At 41.4% G+C, this 15,607-nt stretch carries 17 protein-coding genes; 12 read left to right on the top strand and 5 right to left on the bottom strand.

The features are described from left to right. Positions 1-21 precede the first annotated feature (21 nt). Positions 22-945: an LpxL/LpxP family Kdo(2)-lipid IV(A) lauroyl/palmitoleoyl acyltransferase gene (lpxL, locus tag BGP78_RS09665; protein WP_119861201.1), complete on the top strand. Its 924-nt coding sequence runs from the start codon at positions 22-24 to the stop codon at positions 943-945. Between the two features lie 19 nt (positions 946-964). Beyond that, positions 965-1,570: a TcpQ domain-containing protein gene (locus tag BGP78_RS09660; RefSeq protein WP_119861200.1), complete on the top strand. Its 606-nt coding sequence runs from the start codon at positions 965-967 to the stop codon at positions 1,568-1,570. Between the two features lie 52 nt (positions 1,571-1,622). Here the strand turns inward: BGP78_RS09660 and BGP78_RS09655 are convergent, their stop codons facing one another. Both BGP78_RS09655 and glnE read right to left on the bottom strand, forming a co-directional pair. Continuing rightward, on the bottom strand, positions 1,623-2,075 hold the full coding sequence (locus tag BGP78_RS09655; protein ID WP_119861199.1) for a hypothetical protein: 453 nt from the start codon (positions 2,073-2,075) through the stop codon (positions 1,623-1,625). Between the two features lie 780 nt (positions 2,076-2,855). Next, on the bottom strand, positions 2,856-5,654 hold the full coding sequence (gene glnE, locus BGP78_RS09650) for a bifunctional [glutamate--ammonia ligase]-adenylyl-L-tyrosine phosphorylase/[glutamate--ammonia-ligase] adenylyltransferase (protein WP_119861198.1): 2,799 nt from the start codon (positions 5,652-5,654) through the stop codon (positions 2,856-2,858). Between the two features lie 80 nt (positions 5,655-5,734). Here glnE and BGP78_RS09645 point away from each other — a divergent pair, with 80 nt between their 5' ends. From BGP78_RS09645 to ruvX, 6 genes are all read left to right on the top strand, one after another. Then, positions 5,735-6,628 (top strand): hypothetical protein, encoded by an 894-nt coding sequence (locus BGP78_RS09645; protein ID WP_119861197.1) that lies wholly within the window; start codon positions 5,735-5,737, stop codon positions 6,626-6,628. A gap of 34 nt (positions 6,629-6,662) precedes the next feature. Beyond that, complete coding sequence (locus BGP78_RS09640) at positions 6,663-7,094, top strand: hypothetical protein (protein WP_119861196.1); 432 nt, start codon at positions 6,663-6,665, stop codon at positions 7,092-7,094. A 90-nt stretch (positions 7,095-7,184) separates the two neighbouring features. Further along, positions 7,185-7,919, top strand: a complete 735-nt coding sequence (rsmE, locus tag BGP78_RS09635) for a 16S rRNA (uracil(1498)-N(3))-methyltransferase (protein WP_119861195.1) — start codon at positions 7,185-7,187, stop codon at positions 7,917-7,919. A gap of 60 nt (positions 7,920-7,979) precedes the next feature. After that, a complete protein-coding gene (gene gshB / locus BGP78_RS09630) occupies positions 7,980-8,936 on the top strand; it encodes a glutathione synthase (RefSeq protein ID WP_119861194.1) in 957 nt (318 codons plus the stop codon). Positions 8,937-8,957: 21 nt separating this feature from the next. Further along, positions 8,958-9,515, top strand: a complete 558-nt coding sequence (locus tag BGP78_RS09625) for a YqgE/AlgH family protein (RefSeq protein ID WP_119861193.1) — start codon at positions 8,958-8,960, stop codon at positions 9,513-9,515. A gap of 5 nt (positions 9,516-9,520) precedes the next feature. Further along, a complete protein-coding gene (ruvX, locus tag BGP78_RS09620; RefSeq protein ID WP_119861192.1) occupies positions 9,521-9,967 on the top strand; it encodes a Holliday junction resolvase RuvX in 447 nt (148 codons plus the stop codon). Between the two features lie 16 nt (positions 9,968-9,983). Here ruvX and BGP78_RS09615 read toward each other — a convergent pair whose 3' ends face one another. The 3 genes from BGP78_RS09615 to BGP78_RS09605 are packed head-to-tail and all read right to left on the bottom strand — an operon-like array spanning position 9,984 to position 13,040. Next, positions 9,984-10,883: a hypothetical protein gene (locus BGP78_RS09615; RefSeq protein ID WP_119861191.1), complete on the bottom strand. Its 900-nt coding sequence runs from the start codon at positions 10,881-10,883 to the stop codon at positions 9,984-9,986. Beyond that, positions 10,861-11,979 carry a PilT/PilU family type 4a pilus ATPase gene (locus tag BGP78_RS09610; protein ID WP_119861190.1) on the bottom strand — a complete coding sequence of 373 codons (1,119 nt, stop codon included), beginning with the start codon at positions 11,977-11,979 and terminating at the stop codon, positions 10,861-10,863. Before BGP78_RS09610 ends, BGP78_RS09615 begins: the two co-directional genes overlap by 23 nt. A 14-nt stretch (positions 11,980-11,993) precedes the next feature. Next, a complete protein-coding gene (locus tag BGP78_RS09605) occupies positions 11,994-13,040 on the bottom strand; it encodes a type IV pilus twitching motility protein PilT (RefSeq protein ID WP_010362491.1) in 1,047 nt (348 codons plus the stop codon). A 2-nt stretch (positions 13,041-13,042) separates the two neighbouring features. Here BGP78_RS09605 and BGP78_RS09600 point away from each other — a divergent pair, with 2 nt between their 5' ends. The 4 genes from BGP78_RS09600 to BGP78_RS09585 are packed head-to-tail and all read left to right on the top strand — an operon-like array spanning position 13,043 to position 15,606. Next, entirely contained in the window at positions 13,043-13,753 is a 711-nt protein-coding gene (locus BGP78_RS09600) for a YggS family pyridoxal phosphate-dependent enzyme (protein WP_182912257.1), read from the top strand. Between the two features lie 13 nt (positions 13,754-13,766). Continuing rightward, positions 13,767-14,588, top strand: coding sequence for a pyrroline-5-carboxylate reductase (proC, locus tag BGP78_RS09595; protein WP_119861189.1), 822 nt, complete (start codon positions 13,767-13,769; stop codon positions 14,586-14,588). A 9-nt stretch (positions 14,589-14,597) separates the two neighbouring features. After that, the gene (locus BGP78_RS09590; protein ID WP_010362488.1) at positions 14,598-15,131 is read left to right on the top strand and encodes a YggT family protein; all 534 of its coding nucleotides are present in this window, start codon (positions 14,598-14,600) and stop codon (positions 15,129-15,131) included. A 37-nt stretch (positions 15,132-15,168) separates the two neighbouring features. Next, a complete protein-coding gene (locus BGP78_RS09585; protein ID WP_119861188.1) occupies positions 15,169-15,606 on the top strand; it encodes a DUF4426 domain-containing protein in 438 nt (145 codons plus the stop codon). Position 15,607: the final 1 nt, after the last annotated feature.

Raw genomic sequence — 15,607 nt, 5'->3', positions numbered from 1 at the left:
TAGCAGTGAGAGAAAAGTTTAGTGGTCAAAAACCCCCCTTTCAAATCCGCATTTTTAGCACCTAAGTATTGGTTAACTTGGCTAGGTGTACTGTGCCTGTATACAATTTCTTGGTTACCTCAAAAGGTGCAATTTATACTCGGCAAGGGATTAGGGAGGCTAGTACATCGCTTTCTAAAAAAGCGCCGTCATATTGCAGAAGTGAATGTTAAGTTGTGCTTCCCACACCTTAGCGATGAAGAACGCGCAAAGATAGTACTTAACAATATGGAAAATACCGGCCTTGCCACGTTGGAAACCGGTATGGCTTGGTGGTGGCCCCAATGGCGTATAAACCGTGTGATTGGTTCGATTTCAGGTATTGACCATATTCTATCAGTGCAAGATAGCGGCAAAGGTGTGCTGCTACTCGTGCCACATATGCTTCACCTCGAAATGCTTGGCCGTATCTTAGGCATAGAGCAACAAGGCATTGGTTTTTATCGACCACACAATAATGCATTAATGGAGTATTTCATGACCAAAGGTCGACTCAGATCCAATGAATTTCTGATCGGCAAACGGGATGTGAAAGGTTTATTGCAGGCACTCAAGAACAAAAAATTATGCTACTACTTACCGGATCAAGATTATGGGAGAAATCGCTGCGAGTTTGCGCCTTTCTTCCAAGTCCCTGATGCTGCTAATACCACTGGTACATTACTTTTTGCAAACAGCAAAAATTGTGAAACATTGAGCTTAAGTGGTGTCAGAGATAATAAGGGACAGTATCATTTAACGATATATCCCGCATTGGAGAATTTTCCAAGTGACGCACCAAATGATGATGTTCGACGCGTTAATACCCGAATGGAACACGCTATCATGCAAGCACCAGAGCAGTACATGTGGTTGCACCGTCGCTTTAAAACCCGTGCTGACGAAAACGCACCATCCTATTATTAATTATTGAGCATGTGAGACTATGGCCAAAAAAAATAAAACGCTTTCATCTGTGTTCTTTTGGGTAAAGCACCTTTCACTCGGCATTATCCTTGTTTGGGCTGCCTATTACTTTTTATATGGCGCTTTACCGAAAATGGATATGAAGCAATCCACTAATGCTGCCGCACAAGGCTTATCACAGTTTTATGAGAGCTTTAAAAATAGAGTTAATAACAGAGACACTGAGCGAGAGCAATTTGTCATCGATATTGGCAAACCCACTTTCCCATTGGATGATGCGCTCGCCCAACGAGGCTTAGTTGTTAAACCTTCGAGTCAAAACTGGACTGGAGAAGTTGCTCCTCGACGTTTTGAAATGGGGAATACTCTCAAAAGTGCTTTATCATCCTACGCAAAGAAAGAGAATATAGAGCTATTTTGGTACCTTGAACGTGACTATGTCGTAAAACATAACTTTCGGGTTGATACCGATTTTGTATCTACTTTATATCAGGTCGGTAGAGCCATTAATGATGATTTTGAATATGAGGTCTATACATTCTTCTGTCATCGACAACGCGCGGCAATAATCACTAAAAAGCCTTCACAATTTGTGCGTGAGAATTGCCGCAGACTCGCCAATTAATTACAAAAGCCCATAAACTAATTTATGGGCTGATTACGGTTTCAACCATCAATTAAGGGATCTGACAATTTGAACAGAGTGGGATCCATACCCGCTCTTCACGACAAGAGCCTGGTACTTTTTGACGCACTGCATCTTGGCGAGTCTGATGTGATTGAGAAGTCAAATCAAGCCATACTGATGACAATGTCCGGGTCGTTTTACATACTCTGACATACTTTTGGTTTGGATAAACACCTTGAAATTCCCAATTACATGTTTCTTTGTCAATCCACTCAGAGCTATGAATAGTATTGCTACAAGAAACATGTCCACTAACAATACTAGAACTCGTGAAGTACTTCTGATTCTCCCAGCCTCCATAACTACAAGATGTAAAGTCTACATCTTTGTACACTGTTTCGTAATCACAAACCGTTTTATATTCCCAATACCCTCTGGCCTCTGCCGCAGTACTCATAATACCCAACGCAACTCCTAATACTAATGCTGCTTTTTTTATCATTGTATATCCCTTAATAATTTTATTTTTATGAAATTGTTCTGAACCATTTGCCACATAAATTAAAATGGTTCACGCCCATAATCAGTTCTCTATAAACAAAAGATTCAGTGGTACGTACCTTTTTCAACTCATCATTATTTATATGAACTCACTACGGTCACTGTGTTGTAAAGTATCAATGTATTTACTGGTACCATTACTGTTTCGCCACATGCTTTGTTTATATTCCTTTAAATTCCGTTAATTCGTCCATGGCCATATAAGTCTGGGCTTAAGTGAACTTTACGGGATAAAGAGGGAATCAAACAACTTATGAATACTTATAAATTATTCATAATAAAAAAAGCTAAGAATCTGTTTTAAAAGAATTTATTTTAAATCCGAAGAAATAGTTACCTCCTACAGGCTGATTTATACAAAATATTTCAAGTTTCAGCCAAGCTCGCATAACGTTTAATTGTCATAAAGACAATAGACATTCAAGAATATCATTCACCAACATATAAAAGGTAACTGGCAGGATTTAACATTAGCTTTCTACTTTGGCAAAAGTAGAAAGCGACAAACTAACTAAAGTGGTGTGGTGTTTTTATCATTGGGCAGCTTAGCTTTACAGGTGTCCACAGTGAATACCTTCCAGCCAAGTATGTTTGACTGCCTGTCATTGCAAAAAATGGTAACGTCTGTACTCAATAAAAACGTCCCCTATGCTATGACGACATAAGAACAAAGATAGCTTTGAGCACAATTTAAACGGTTATTGACTCTGCATTCTTCTTATTATAAACACCTTTCAAATATGTTGCGCACACCATCAGCAAGCAACTTAAAGGTATCATTCATCTCAATACACCGTCCTTGCTGGTCTAAACTTTGCTGATGATAAGTGTCTCGATATAAACAATACGCATCGATTAATAACTGCTTTTCCTCTTTGCAGAGAATTCCATCTCGTTCTGCACATTCAAAAATACGAATATTATCAGTATAACGTGTCAGCTCAGGTGACTGATGAGCATAATTTAGCACTAAGTATTGGGCAACAAATTCAATGTCTGTCATACCTCCATGACCTTGCTTTAAGTCAAATTGAGACTTCGAATCTTGAGACAAATGCCTACGCATTTTCTCCCGCATTTGTGACACATCTTGTTGTAGCTTGTCCTTATCACGACGTTGCCTCAAAATACTATTTCTTATTTCATCAAAGCGTTGTTGCATACTGGGTTCAGCTAATACCATCCTCGCACGCACAAGTGCTTGATGCTCCCATGTCCACGCTTGAGTTTGTTGATAGTTGAAGTAACTTTCTAAATTAATAGCAAGAAGCCCTGAATTTCCTTCAGGACGAAGACGTGTGTCTAACTCATACAAAATACCTGACGCCGTTTTAGTATTAAATAAATGCATTAAGCGCTGTGCTAACTTAAGATAAAATTGCCGCGATGAAATAGACTTAACTCCGTCGGTATCACTGTCACCATCACGATTATGTACAAAAACCAAATCAAGATCTGAGTCATAGCCAAGCTCTAGGCCGCCCGCTTTGCCATAAGCGATAACAGCAAAGCCTTTCTTAGCCTCAGTAGCACCTGTCGGCTCACCATAACGGGTTTTCATTTGTTGCCATGCTAAGTCTACAGCTTGATTAATGATTGCTTCAGCCAATGCAGTTAAGTGATTGCTAACTGTAGTAACACTTATTACCCCAGTTGCATCTGCTGCTGCAATACGTAATTGGTGGGTTTGCTTAAACTGTCGTAAAGCTTCCATTTGTAGCTCTAAATCATCAGGTTCTATTCGCAAAAATTGATGTCTAATTTCGTCTTTATACGCCGATAACGGGAGCGGCTTATACAATGCTGCGGGGTCCAATAACTCATCAAGTAAAATAGGGTATTTAGCGATGTGCTCCGCTATCCAACGACTATGGCCACATAGACTAATTAACTGTTTCAGCGCCCCTTGGTTTTCATACAACAACTCTAAATATGTGGTGCGAGAAACAACCGTACTTATCACCTTAAGCACATGATTAAAAACATCAAATGATGCTTTTTTGGTTACTAACAGCTCCAACAAATGAGGCATGAGCTTATCAAGTATATCGCGGCCTCTTGTACCCATTTGGCGCTTGCGCAAACTGGTTTTAAACTCGTCGAGTCTTAGGCTCCATTGCTGTGACACATCATCAGTCAAATCATCACCAAAGCTTGAAAAATCACTTTCTAACCAAGCAAAACCATAACTTTCTTCACACGGGTTCTGCTCTTGTGGCTGCTCACCAATCACCAAGGCAAATTCTTCTCTAACCGACTTCATTGTCTGGTCAATACATGCAAGGCTCTTCGCGAAACCATCTGTTTCAAGTAAGAAATTCAAGCGCTCAATATCTATGCCGCTGTCTGGTAATGTTTGTGTTTGTTGATCATCAAATGCCTGCAGGTACTGCTCAACTCGGCGTAAAAATAAATAGTCACGAGCCAATAATTGTGCTGTTTCAGCAGGTAATATATCTAAATGCATGAGTTGCTCTAGTGCCGCTAACAAAGAAGGCGTTTGTAAAGCCACATCACGCCCCCCACGCACCATTTGCAACGCTTGAATGATGAACTCAACCTCTCGAATACCCCCCGCACCTAACTTGATATTATTAACAAGCCCCTTGCGCCTGACCTCTTGACCAATCATTTGTTTCATTTTTCTAAGCGATTCAATGACTGAAAAATCTATATAACGGCGATATACAAAAGGCCTAAGTAACTTTTTAAACTCATCACTATATGGGGTGTGCGGGCCTAATACCCGCGCTTTGAGCATGGCATAACGTTCCCACTCTCGACCTTGATCTTGATAATAATCTTCCATTGCGGCAAAGCTCATCACTAATGGGCCACTTTCTCCAAATGGCCGTAACCGCATATCAACACGAAACACTTGTCCATCTACCGTCACCTGATCCAGCGCTGCAATCAGTTTTCGTGCCACTTTCGTGTAAAAGACTTGTGCTTCATATTGTTTACGACCCCCACTGGTCACACTATTTTTGGGGTAGGTAAATATCAAATCGATATCAGAAGAAAAATTCAACTCGCCACCACCGAGTTTACCCATGCCCAAAACCAGCATAGGTAAGATATTGCCCGCTTCATCAAGCGGCGCGCCGCATTGCTTGACCGTTTGAGAAAACGCCCAACAATTGGCAGCGTCAATTAAGCACTCTGATAATTTAGAAATGTAACGAATACTGTCTGAAATATCATTTTTGCAAACAAAATCGAGCCACATCACTTTTAACCAATATTTTTGACGATATTGCCGCAATAGTTGAAAGCAATCTTGTTCACTTAAGGTCGTTAATTCTTCAGGCAATGGCGCGGGCACTTCACGCTGTTGCATTTGTTCAGCATCTAATAGCCACCAACCCAGCTGAGGGTGTTGTTGTAATAGTCGAAATGCAAAGTCACTCAAGGCCATCAATTGTGCTATCGGGTGCTCAATACGGTGTTCTGGATAAACGCCTTGCCAACGCTCAATAGCTAATGACTGTAAATCTGATGGCAATTCACGGTATTGCATAAAAAATCTCCATTGCCCGGTGGCTCAATAAGTTGGGAGTCGTTATAGTAATAACATTCATCATTAACAGTACAGTGCCCATGAGCTATTTGTCTCTAACTAACATCAATTTTTTTGCCATTATTAGCAGTTTTTCAGTGATTTGCTTAGTTGTTGTGGCACTGCGTTTGGTTGTGCAATATAAAGCAAAACAGATATTGCATGAAGAAATAGCGAAAAGAGATAACTTTGCCTTAGGGATTAACTACGCATGCCAAATTGCGGTCATATGCATAAGCATTGCATACCTATTTGACGATATAAGCATGGCGACGGCTCAAAAACAGCCTTTACGTGCAACACTTTTACTGCTGCTTATCTTAACTTACATCTCGATTGGCCAGTACATTCATAGAAAGTGGATTTTATATAAATTCAATGAAGGGCAAGCCATATTAAAGCAAAATATTTGTGCCGCTTTGGTCGACTCAGGGATGCTCATCGCAAACTGTATTTTAGTCTTAGCACTATATCACTGGGTCCACCCACGTGGGATCAGTGATTTATTGGTTGTTACATTAGGCTTTATCTTGCTGCAGGGAATTTTTGCACTCGATAGTAAACTGCGTGAAAGTCGCTTTGCAAAAGTAAACCAAGGTGCTTCTTTACAACAAAACTTTAATTTAGCCAATACCTCAATTGGGATCCGTTACGCTGGTAAAACCATTGGATTAGCCCTAGCAATTTATGCAGGGTTACACAGTGCTCCGTACCATGGCGCAACGGTTGTAGAGAACCTTTTTTCGGTTGTTTTACATTGTGGGGCAATGTGGGCGCTACTGTATATTGCCAGTACCATTTTACTGCATTTATCCTTACCAAAAGTGAACATTGGGCTTGAAGTTGACCATCAAGATAATATTGGTGTCGCCTGTTTAGAATTTGCTGTTTTCGCAGCAATAGGCTATTTACTTATAAACATGTTTTCTGTGTAGTCTGCAATTGGATAAGACTTCACAAGGTGGCGCTATGTCAATTAATCTCGACAACTTTCTACTGGTTGATAGTAACTCGGAGTTTAGCCGAGAATTTACTGAGCACCTAAAAGCTAACAATGAAGCTAATAACCTCATTGTGGCGGGTGACAACACCCGTCATTTGGTGAAAATGATGTTCGATAACCTCATTAGTGACTACAGCTACTGTGACTTCGCTAATGAAATTAGTGTGTCTGAGCTGGCTACTTACTTACATGAACACCATACAATTCAAGGCGTGTTGATCTCCTCAGTTGATTACCATTTAGCAAGTGAAGCACAATTGTTTATTCTTGATTCATTGCACCCCAAGCGTTATCTCGTTGAACAAACTGCTGATGGTTATCACTACACACTGATCTCGTCTCATGGACATAATAACCATTTATCCTGCCACTTTAATGAAAGCGAGGACATTACATAACCCCACTCGTTTACATCTGCTTGAGAATGACTAGACGACGGCGTCATGAACGCTTAATATTGGCGAATTCCCCGTTATATCAGGACAATTATGCGCGTTCCACACATCTATCAACCATCAGAGATAACCTTAAATACTGCCCTTTACCTTGATGATGATGCCGCAGGCCACATTGCTCGCGTATTACGTATGAAAGTAGGTGAGCAGGTTTCCCTGTTTAATAATCAAGGCGGTGAATACTTGTGTGAGATCTCCGAGATAACGAAAAAGAAAGTCAGTGTTACACCCATTAAATTTGAAGATAAAGGCTGTGAATCGCCTTTGCACGTACACTTAGGGCAAGGTATTTCTCGCGGTGATAAAATGGACTTTACGATTCAAAAAGCGGTCGAGCTTGGTATTACAGAGATCACGCCTTTATTCACCACCCGCTGTGGCGTAAAACTATCAGGTGAACGCCTGCACAAAAAGCATCAACAATGGCAAAAAATAGCCATTGCTGCTGCTGAGCAATCTGGACGCAACATCATCACGATAGTTCACCCACCGACTGAACTCCATGAATGGTTAGCACAACCAAGTGATGAATTAAAACTCACATTACACCCGCGCGCTCAGCATAGTATAAAAACACTGCCTGAACCGGAAAAAGGCATTCGTTTTGTCGTTGGCCCAGAAGGCGGATTTACAGATCCTGAGATGGAAAATACCACTGAACAAGGCTTTATTGATGTGAGGCTTGGCCCAAGAGTACTGCGCACTGAAACCGCCGCTTTAACGGTACTCAGTGCATTGCAATTGCAATTTGGTGATTTGGCTCTTTAATTTTTTCTGATGATCCCCATATCTCTGATAATAATTCTAAGGTAAATAATAGGTATCAACATGGCAAAAAAGTTAGGGATCATCTCAGATCCAATCAGTGGTTTTAATATTAAAAAAGACACCGGCTTTGCCATGATGATGGCAGCCCAAGCAAGAGGTTATGAGCTGTATTACATGGAGATGGATGATCTCTATTTATACCAAGGTAATGCCATGGCAACAGCAGCTAAAGCCCAAGTATTCGATGATGAAACCAATTGGTATCAACTTGAAGAAAAGCAAAGTGTTGCCCTGAGCGAACTAGACGTAATCTTAATGCGCAAAGATCCGCCATTTGATACCGAATATATCTACGCAACGTATATGCTTGAGCGAGCAGAGCAAGCTGGAACTTTGATTATTAACAAACCACAAAGCCTACGTGATGCCAATGAAAAATTATTTACTGCGTGGTTCAGTGAACATACCCCAGATACATTAGTAACCCGTTCACAAGCCCAGATCAGAAGCTTTCTAGATAAGCATCAAGATATTATCCTCAAACCACTCGATGGAATGGGCGGCGCATCCATTTTTAGAGTTAAGCATGATGACCCTAATATTGGGGTGATCTGTGAAACGCTCACAGAACATGGTAGCCGCTTTGCCATGGCACAACAGTTTATTCCTGAAATAAAACAAGGTGATAAACGAGTGCTGGTTGTTGATGGTGAAGTGATCCCTTATTGCTTGGCTAGAATTCCACAAGGCGGTGAAACTCGAGGCAATTTAGCGGCTGGCGGCCGTGGTGAAGCTCGTCCAATTAGTGAAGACGACCGTAAAATCGCAGAAGCTGTCGCACCCACGTTAAAAGCAAAAGGATTGGTATTTGTTGGTTTAGATATCATTGGCAATAAGCTCACAGAGATAAATGTTACAGCACCAACCTGCGTCAAAGAAATAGAAGCGGCGTATGATATCTCAATTATGGACAAACTTTTTGATGCCATTGCGCGCAAATTAAACCATACTCAATAAAAAGATAAAGAGGGTCTGCCTATGCAATCGTTAGAAAATCACTTTTTAATCGCAATGCCCAGTCTACAAGACCCTTTCTTCAAGCAAACGGTCACCTACATTTGCGAACACAATGAAGACGGTGCAATGGGGTTGGTCGTCAATCATCCCATTGACGTTACTGTGGGTGAATTGCTTGATAAAATTGACATTGATAATGACAAATCAAATTCTTCTGCACAGCAACAGGTTTTTGCCGGTGGTCCGGTGCATACTGACCGTGGTTTTGTTTTACATACCCCGAAGCCCGGTTACTCATCTAGTCAGGAGCTCAGCTCTGACATTATGATAACCACCTCTAAAGATGTACTCGCTTCGTTAACCACCAGCAATAGCCCTGACTCATTTTTGATTACGCTTGGGTACGCTGGGTGGGAAAGAGGTCAATTGGAGCTTGAACTACTTGAAAACTCATGGCTCGTGATTGAAGCCCAATCAGGTATAATATTCGATACACCGCCAGAAAAAAGATGGGAAAAAGCAGTTCAAATGCTCGGTATTGATATTACACAACTGAGTTCACAAGCTGGACATGCTTAAAATTTATGACTAAGAAAGAAAAAACACCGCAAGGCCAACGCACTATAATGGGCTTTGATTTTGGCACTACCAGTATTGGTATGGCAATAGGACAAGAGGTTACCGGAACAGCCAGCAGTATTGGCGCGGTAAAAGCCCGTGACGGTATTCCTAATTGGGATGACATTGCCATCCACATTGAGCAATGGCAACCAGATTTAATTGTGGTTGGGCTTCCTCTCAATATGGATGGTACTAATCAACATGTGACATTTGCCGCTAAAAAGTTTGGTAACCGCTTGCACAACCACTTTAAAATCGCGGTAGAAACTCAAGATGAACGATTAACCACCGCTGATGCGAAAGCTCGACTATTTGAGCAAGGTGGATATAAAAACCTCGGAAAAGGCAATGTAGACGGGATGTCTGCGGTCATTATTTTAGAAAGCTACTTTGAAAGCTTATGGCAATAAACCAGCCGATATTAACTTAACGTGATTCTATTAATTGCATATCGGTGGCATTTAACACTTTAAACTGGCTGAGATCAGGAATAAATCCCGCTTCTTTGTACGCTTTTCTGATCGCGCCTTTTTCTCTTAATATATGCAACCCTATTTGCAGTGCTTTAAATGCTCGCTCGCCATCAACATGGTGTCGAGAGACCACAAAATGACGACTCCCTAACAATAACACCACTAAATCTTTATGGGCAACCAAATGAATATCCGCTAATTTATACTCATTACCTTTGCTTGGCATCAGCGGCATCAGCATAAAATCCACCCACTGCATACTCACCATATGTGCTTGTGCCACCCAACTATGTTCAACAGCTAACCGTTTTAATGGCAATAAACTCAATGTTTGCCAATCTGTACGCCAACGCGGCGTACTTACTGCGGTGAGCTCAGCTAAATCATCTAGCTGCTTAACCTTCTGTACCCGCACATTATCTGGTGCATAATAAATACCGCCATAATATTGGCCATATTCGATCACTGCATCACTAATAAATACATGTGATTGCTCTGCTCTAGCATCTGCAAGCCAATAGCTATCAAAGCTCAGTAGGAGTTTTCCTTGACGAAGTAAAGACGTATTTCTGAAGTTAACGTCCCCAGTCTGATAGATGAACGTTTTTTTAAACCCGCCCAACAATAGCGCTTGCTGAACGATGATCATATCGACCACATCTCGGCGAATATAACCGCCACTAAAATCGGTAATATCTAGCGCAGAACGACCCGCCAAAAACTTTTGATAGTCAGCGTAGACATCATCTCTTATATACATTTGCACACTTGTTTCACTACTGCCGTAAACACTCGGCAGTAGTGAAAATAAAACGATGCATAGTATTTGCTTAGTTCTTTGAATCCAAGCCATCGACCGTCACACCTTGCAAGAAACCCGCACCTTGCTGCTCATTATTTTGCAGTTTAATCATAAGACGTAAATCATTTGGTGAATCTGCATGGTGGAGCGCATCGGCATAATTTACACGTTGCTGCTTATAGAGTTCAAATAAAGCCTGATCAAAGGTTTGCATGCCAATATCACGTGATTTACTCATCGCTTCTTTGATCCCCCCAATATCCCCCTTTTTGATCAGCTCCGCAACTAATGGAGAATTAAGTAATACCTCTATGGCAGCTTCTCGCCCATCTCCTTTTGAAGAGGGAACAAGCTGTTGTGCGACAATTGCACGTAAATTAAGCGCAAGATCATATTTTAATTTGTCGTGCTTTTCTTTGGGCACCAAGTGCATGATTCGATCTATGGCCTGATTTGCATTATTCGCATGCAGGGTAGCCACACACAAATGCCCAGTTTCAGCAAAGCTTAGTGCGTATTCCATGGTTTCTTGAGAGCGAATTTCACCAATCAAAATGACATCAGGTGCCTGACGTAACGAGCTTTTCAAAGCGGCTTCAAAGCTCTCGGTATCTAAGCCTACTTCCCTTTGTGTAATAATACTTTTAGCGTGTTCATGCACAAACTCAATGGGATCTTCTATGGTTAATATATGACCGCGCTGATTTCTATTTCTATAACCAATTAATGCCGCCAATGAAGTCGATTTACCTGTACCAGTACCGCCCACAAATAACAATAAACCGCGCTTTGCCATGATCACATCAGTGAGCGTAGAAGGTAGACCTAAGTCATTCACATCTGGAATTTTTGTGACAATCCGTCGCAGTACCATCCCAGCACAATCACGCTGCCAAAAAGCAGATACCCGAAAGCGCCCTTCTTCTGTGGCAATCGCAAAATTACACTCTTTTTCAGTATGGAACTGTGCTTTTTGCTTATCACTCATAGCCGATTCTACAATCGCAAGTGATGTATCAGCATCTAATATTTGATCATCAAACGCTCTTAACTCCCCATCAATCTTTGCGCTCACCGCTAAGCCACTTGACACAAATAAATCAGAGGCCTGCTGCTCTACCATCATTTGTAAATAATTACTCAACATTACAGATTAACCTCTTAATATCCTGTACCAAATTGCTTTTTATCTTGTGCTTTTTGCTGTGCGTCTTGCTGCGTGATCAAGCCTCGATTAATCAAGTTTGTTAAACATTGATCCATCGTTTGCATACCATGCACTGCACCTGTTTGAATGGCAGAATACATCTGCGCAATCTTGTCTTCTCTGATCAAATTACGAATAGCTGGGATCCCCAACATGATCTCATGTGCAGCAACACGACCGCCTCCCACTTTTTTTACCAATGTTTGTGAAATAACAGCCTGTAAAGACTCCGACAACATAGAGCGAACCATGTCTTTTTCTTCACCAGGGAACACGTCAACAATACGGTCAATGGTTTTAGGTGCCGATGTGGTATGCAATGTACCAAATACCAAATGCCCTGTTTCGGCCGCCGTCATGGCTAATCTGATCGTTTCTAAATCTCGTAACTCACCCACTAAGATCACATCAGGATCTTCACGTAAAGCACTGCGCAGCGCCGCATTAAAGCTGTGCGTGTCACGATGTACTTCACGTTGATTAATAAGACTTAGTTGGTTTTGATGAACAAATTCGATGGGATCTTCAATAGTCAAAATATGGTGATGTTTGTTTGCGTTAATATAATCCACCATTGCGGCCAAAGTGGTTGATTTACCCGACCCTGTTGGGCCTGTAACCAATACCAGTCCTCGTGGGTTTTCGGCGATATCTCTAAAAATATCAGGAGCCCCCAGCTCATCTAATGTCAGTACTTTTGCCGGAATAGTCCGAAATACAGCAGCAGGACCCCGACTGGTATTAAATGCATTTACCCTAAAACGAGCTAAATTTGGCACTTCAAACGAAAAATCAACTTCAAGATTTTGCTCATAGTCTTTGCGTTGGTTATCATTCATAATATCATAGACTAAAGAGTTCACATCTTTCGCTTCTAACGTAGGGATGTTAACCCGGCGAACATCGCCATCAACCCTTATCATTGGCGAAACGCCTGATGATAAATGTAAATCCGAGGCTTTATGTTGAACACTAAAGGCCAATAATTCAGTAATATCCATGTATGACTCCACAACGAGCTGATAATAATATGGTTACAATAGCAGAACGACTCACGTCCGCCTATTCTCGGGTCGAAATAGCCCAGCAAAACTGTCAACTTAAACACCCTTTGACAATATTAGCAGTATCTAAGACCAAACCCTTAGAAATGATTGAAAATGCCTATCAAGCAGGTCATCGCCAATTTGGCGAATCATACGTTCAAGAAGCCGTTGAAAAAGTTCAAGCACTCAAACATTACCGAGATATTGAATGGCACTTTATTGGACCGATTCAATCGAATAAGTCGCGCTTAGTCGCTGAAAACTTTAGTTGGGTACAAAGTGTAGACCGAGAAAAACTGGCTAGGCGCCTCAATGAACAGCGTCCGAATAACCTGATGCCTTTAAACATACTGATCCAAGTCAATATCAGTCATGATGAAAACAAATCAGGCTGTACACTTGCCGATGTAGACTCATTAGCGGCGTTCATTGACAGCAGTCGGCAACTAAATTTGCGTGGTTTAATGACGATTACTGAAAATACCCCTGATAAAGCCAAACAATTAGAATATTTCCAGCAAATGCGTGCTTGCTTTGATAGACTAAAGCACCAATATTCACAAGTAGATACTTTATCAATGGGCATGAGTGGAGACCTAGAAACAGCTGTATCAGCGGGGTCGACCATGGTGCGTATTGGCACAGACATATTTGGAAAAAGACAATAAGGTAAGCAAAATAATGTCGAATAAAACAATTGCATTTATCGGTACTGGCAATATGAGCTACGCCATAATTGGTGGTATGATCAAAAGCGGCTTTGCACCGCAAAATATTATCGCGACGAACCGAAATGAAGAAAAGCTCGCCAAAGTCGCGGCCGACTTTAATGTTAGAACGACGACTAACAATATTACTGCATTAAAAGAAGCTGATGTCATCGTGTTATCTGTCAAACCTCAAATGATGGCGCAACTTTGCGACTCACTTCAAACTGCAAACGTTGATTTAAGCAACAAGCTTTTTGTCTCAGTTGCCGCAGGGATCACCGTCGCTAGGCTGCAAGACATGCTAGGTCAACCCGTTAAAATGGTACGCTGTATGCCCAATACACCGAGCCTACTTGGTTTAGGCGTATCTGGGTTATTCGCCCAAGGGATCAGTGCAGAAGAACGTAATTTTGTAGAGCAAGTTTTTTCAAGTACGGGGATTGCAACTTGGGTAGAAACAGAAGCCAAAATAAATGATATTATTGCGGTTACAGGCTCTTCACCTGCGTATTTTTTCTTATTTATGGAAGCCATAGAAGAAAAAGCCCGCGCCTTAGGGTTTGATGCTGAACAAGCCCGTGCCCTAGTGCAACAAACCGCCTTAGGGGCTGCAGAAATGGCAGCCTCTCAACCAGAAATCAGTATTTCACAGTTGCGTGCTAACGTTACATCAAAAGGCGGCACAACGCACGCAGCCGTTGAACACTTAAAATCACATAACTTACATACCACAGTTGCCGACGCGATGGATGCGTGTATTTCACGTGCTCAGCAGATGGAACAAGAACTATAAGGTTTTACTATGAATGCCATGCAATTTTTAATTGGGATCGTCTTCGATCTATTTCTTATGGTGGTGTTATTACGCTTTTGGCTACAACTAGCTAAAGCGGATTTTTATAACCCACTGAGCCAAACGGTGGTCAAAGCGACCTCTTTTGCGGTAAACCCTTTACGTAAAATTATTCCTGGTGTTGGCGGGTTAGATTTAGCGTCTCTGATACTTGCCTTTTTAGTCGGGTTTGCAAAAATATCTTTGTTAATGGTGCTTTTCTATGGTGGCTGGAACCCGGTTGGTGCCGCGATTACTGGGGCGATGACCGTTTTAAAAGAAGCCTTTAGCTTAGTTTTTTGGGTGCTTATCATTCGTGCAATACTGAGCTGGGTGGCACAAGGCTATAACCCCATTGCCGCGGTGTTCGACCAATTAACTGAACCTATGCTTCGCCCGATCCGTAAAGTTATTCCTCCCCTTGGCGGACTAGATTTATCAATTTTAGTCTTGATCATTGGTATGCAATTTTTACAAATCCTAATGATGGACCTATTAGGTTAATTTAACTGGGCACAATACGTGCCCCTTAGGACCACTTATGAAAAACTATTTTCTCGCTTTAATACTGTTAGCAACCAGCGTTTGCGTGCATGCGAATTCCACTCAAGGTGGGCAATTCAAAAACCTTGGCCCATTACAAGTCCATTATATCGCCTTTCCGTCGACATTTATTCAGCCGACTATCGCCAAAGCGTATGGTTTAGAGCGAAGTAATTATAAAGGGATCATTAATATCTCGGTGCTCGCTAATAAAAAAGGTAACCCCGCTTTAAAGGCAAATTTAACCGGTGAAGCACGTAATTTGCTAGGCAGTAAACAAACATTAGAGTTTAAAGAAGTCATTGATGGTGACGCAATATACTATTTGGCCCAGGTTGATTATCGCAATGAAGAAGTCTATCGCTTTAAAATTAATATCAACCAAGGCAACACGTATCAAGTACTTAACTTTCAACAAAAATTTTATGTGGATTAAA

Source organism: Pseudoalteromonas sp. MSK9-3, from assembly GCF_003590335.1.
Lineage (GTDB): Bacteria > Pseudomonadota > Gammaproteobacteria > Enterobacterales > Alteromonadaceae > Pseudoalteromonas.
The sequence above is the reverse complement of the archived record's forward strand: the minus strand, read 5'-3'. Positions and strand labels throughout refer to the sequence as shown.

Coding starts and splice junctions, on each gene's coding strand:
- BGP78_RS09590 (WP_010362488.1), top strand. CDS start 14,598: ATGAATGCCATGCAATTTTTAATTGGGATCGTCTTCGATCTATTTCTT.
- rsmE (WP_119861195.1), top strand. CDS start 7,185: ATGCGCGTTCCACACATCTATCAACCATCAGAGATAACCTTAAATACT.
- BGP78_RS09660 (WP_119861200.1), top strand. CDS start 965: ATGGCCAAAAAAAATAAAACGCTTTCATCTGTGTTCTTTTGGGTAAAG.
- BGP78_RS09625 (WP_119861193.1), top strand. CDS start 8,958: ATGCAATCGTTAGAAAATCACTTTTTAATCGCAATGCCCAGTCTACAA.
- BGP78_RS09615 (WP_119861191.1), bottom strand. CDS start 10,883: ATGGCTTGGATTCAAAGAACTAAGCAAATACTATGCATCGTTTTATTT.
- glnE (WP_119861198.1), bottom strand. CDS start 5,654: ATGCAATACCGTGAATTGCCATCAGATTTACAGTCATTAGCTATTGAG.
- BGP78_RS09585 (WP_119861188.1), top strand. CDS start 15,169: ATGAAAAACTATTTTCTCGCTTTAATACTGTTAGCAACCAGCGTTTGC.
- BGP78_RS09640 (WP_119861196.1), top strand. CDS start 6,663: ATGTCAATTAATCTCGACAACTTTCTACTGGTTGATAGTAACTCGGAG.
- BGP78_RS09605 (WP_010362491.1), bottom strand. CDS start 13,040: ATGGATATTACTGAATTATTGGCCTTTAGTGTTCAACATAAAGCCTCG.
- BGP78_RS09610 (WP_119861190.1), bottom strand. CDS start 11,979: ATGTTGAGTAATTATTTACAAATGATGGTAGAGCAGCAGGCCTCTGAT.
- BGP78_RS09600 (WP_182912257.1), top strand. CDS start 13,043: ATGACTCCACAACGAGCTGATAATAATATGGTTACAATAGCAGAACGA.
- gshB (WP_119861194.1), top strand. CDS start 7,980: ATGGCAAAAAAGTTAGGGATCATCTCAGATCCAATCAGTGGTTTTAAT.
- ruvX (WP_119861192.1), top strand. CDS start 9,521: ATGACTAAGAAAGAAAAAACACCGCAAGGCCAACGCACTATAATGGGC.
- proC (WP_119861189.1), top strand. CDS start 13,767: ATGTCGAATAAAACAATTGCATTTATCGGTACTGGCAATATGAGCTAC.
- BGP78_RS09655 (WP_119861199.1), bottom strand. CDS start 2,075: ATGATAAAAAAAGCAGCATTAGTATTAGGAGTTGCGTTGGGTATTATG.
- BGP78_RS09645 (WP_119861197.1), top strand. CDS start 5,735: ATGAGCTATTTGTCTCTAACTAACATCAATTTTTTTGCCATTATTAGC.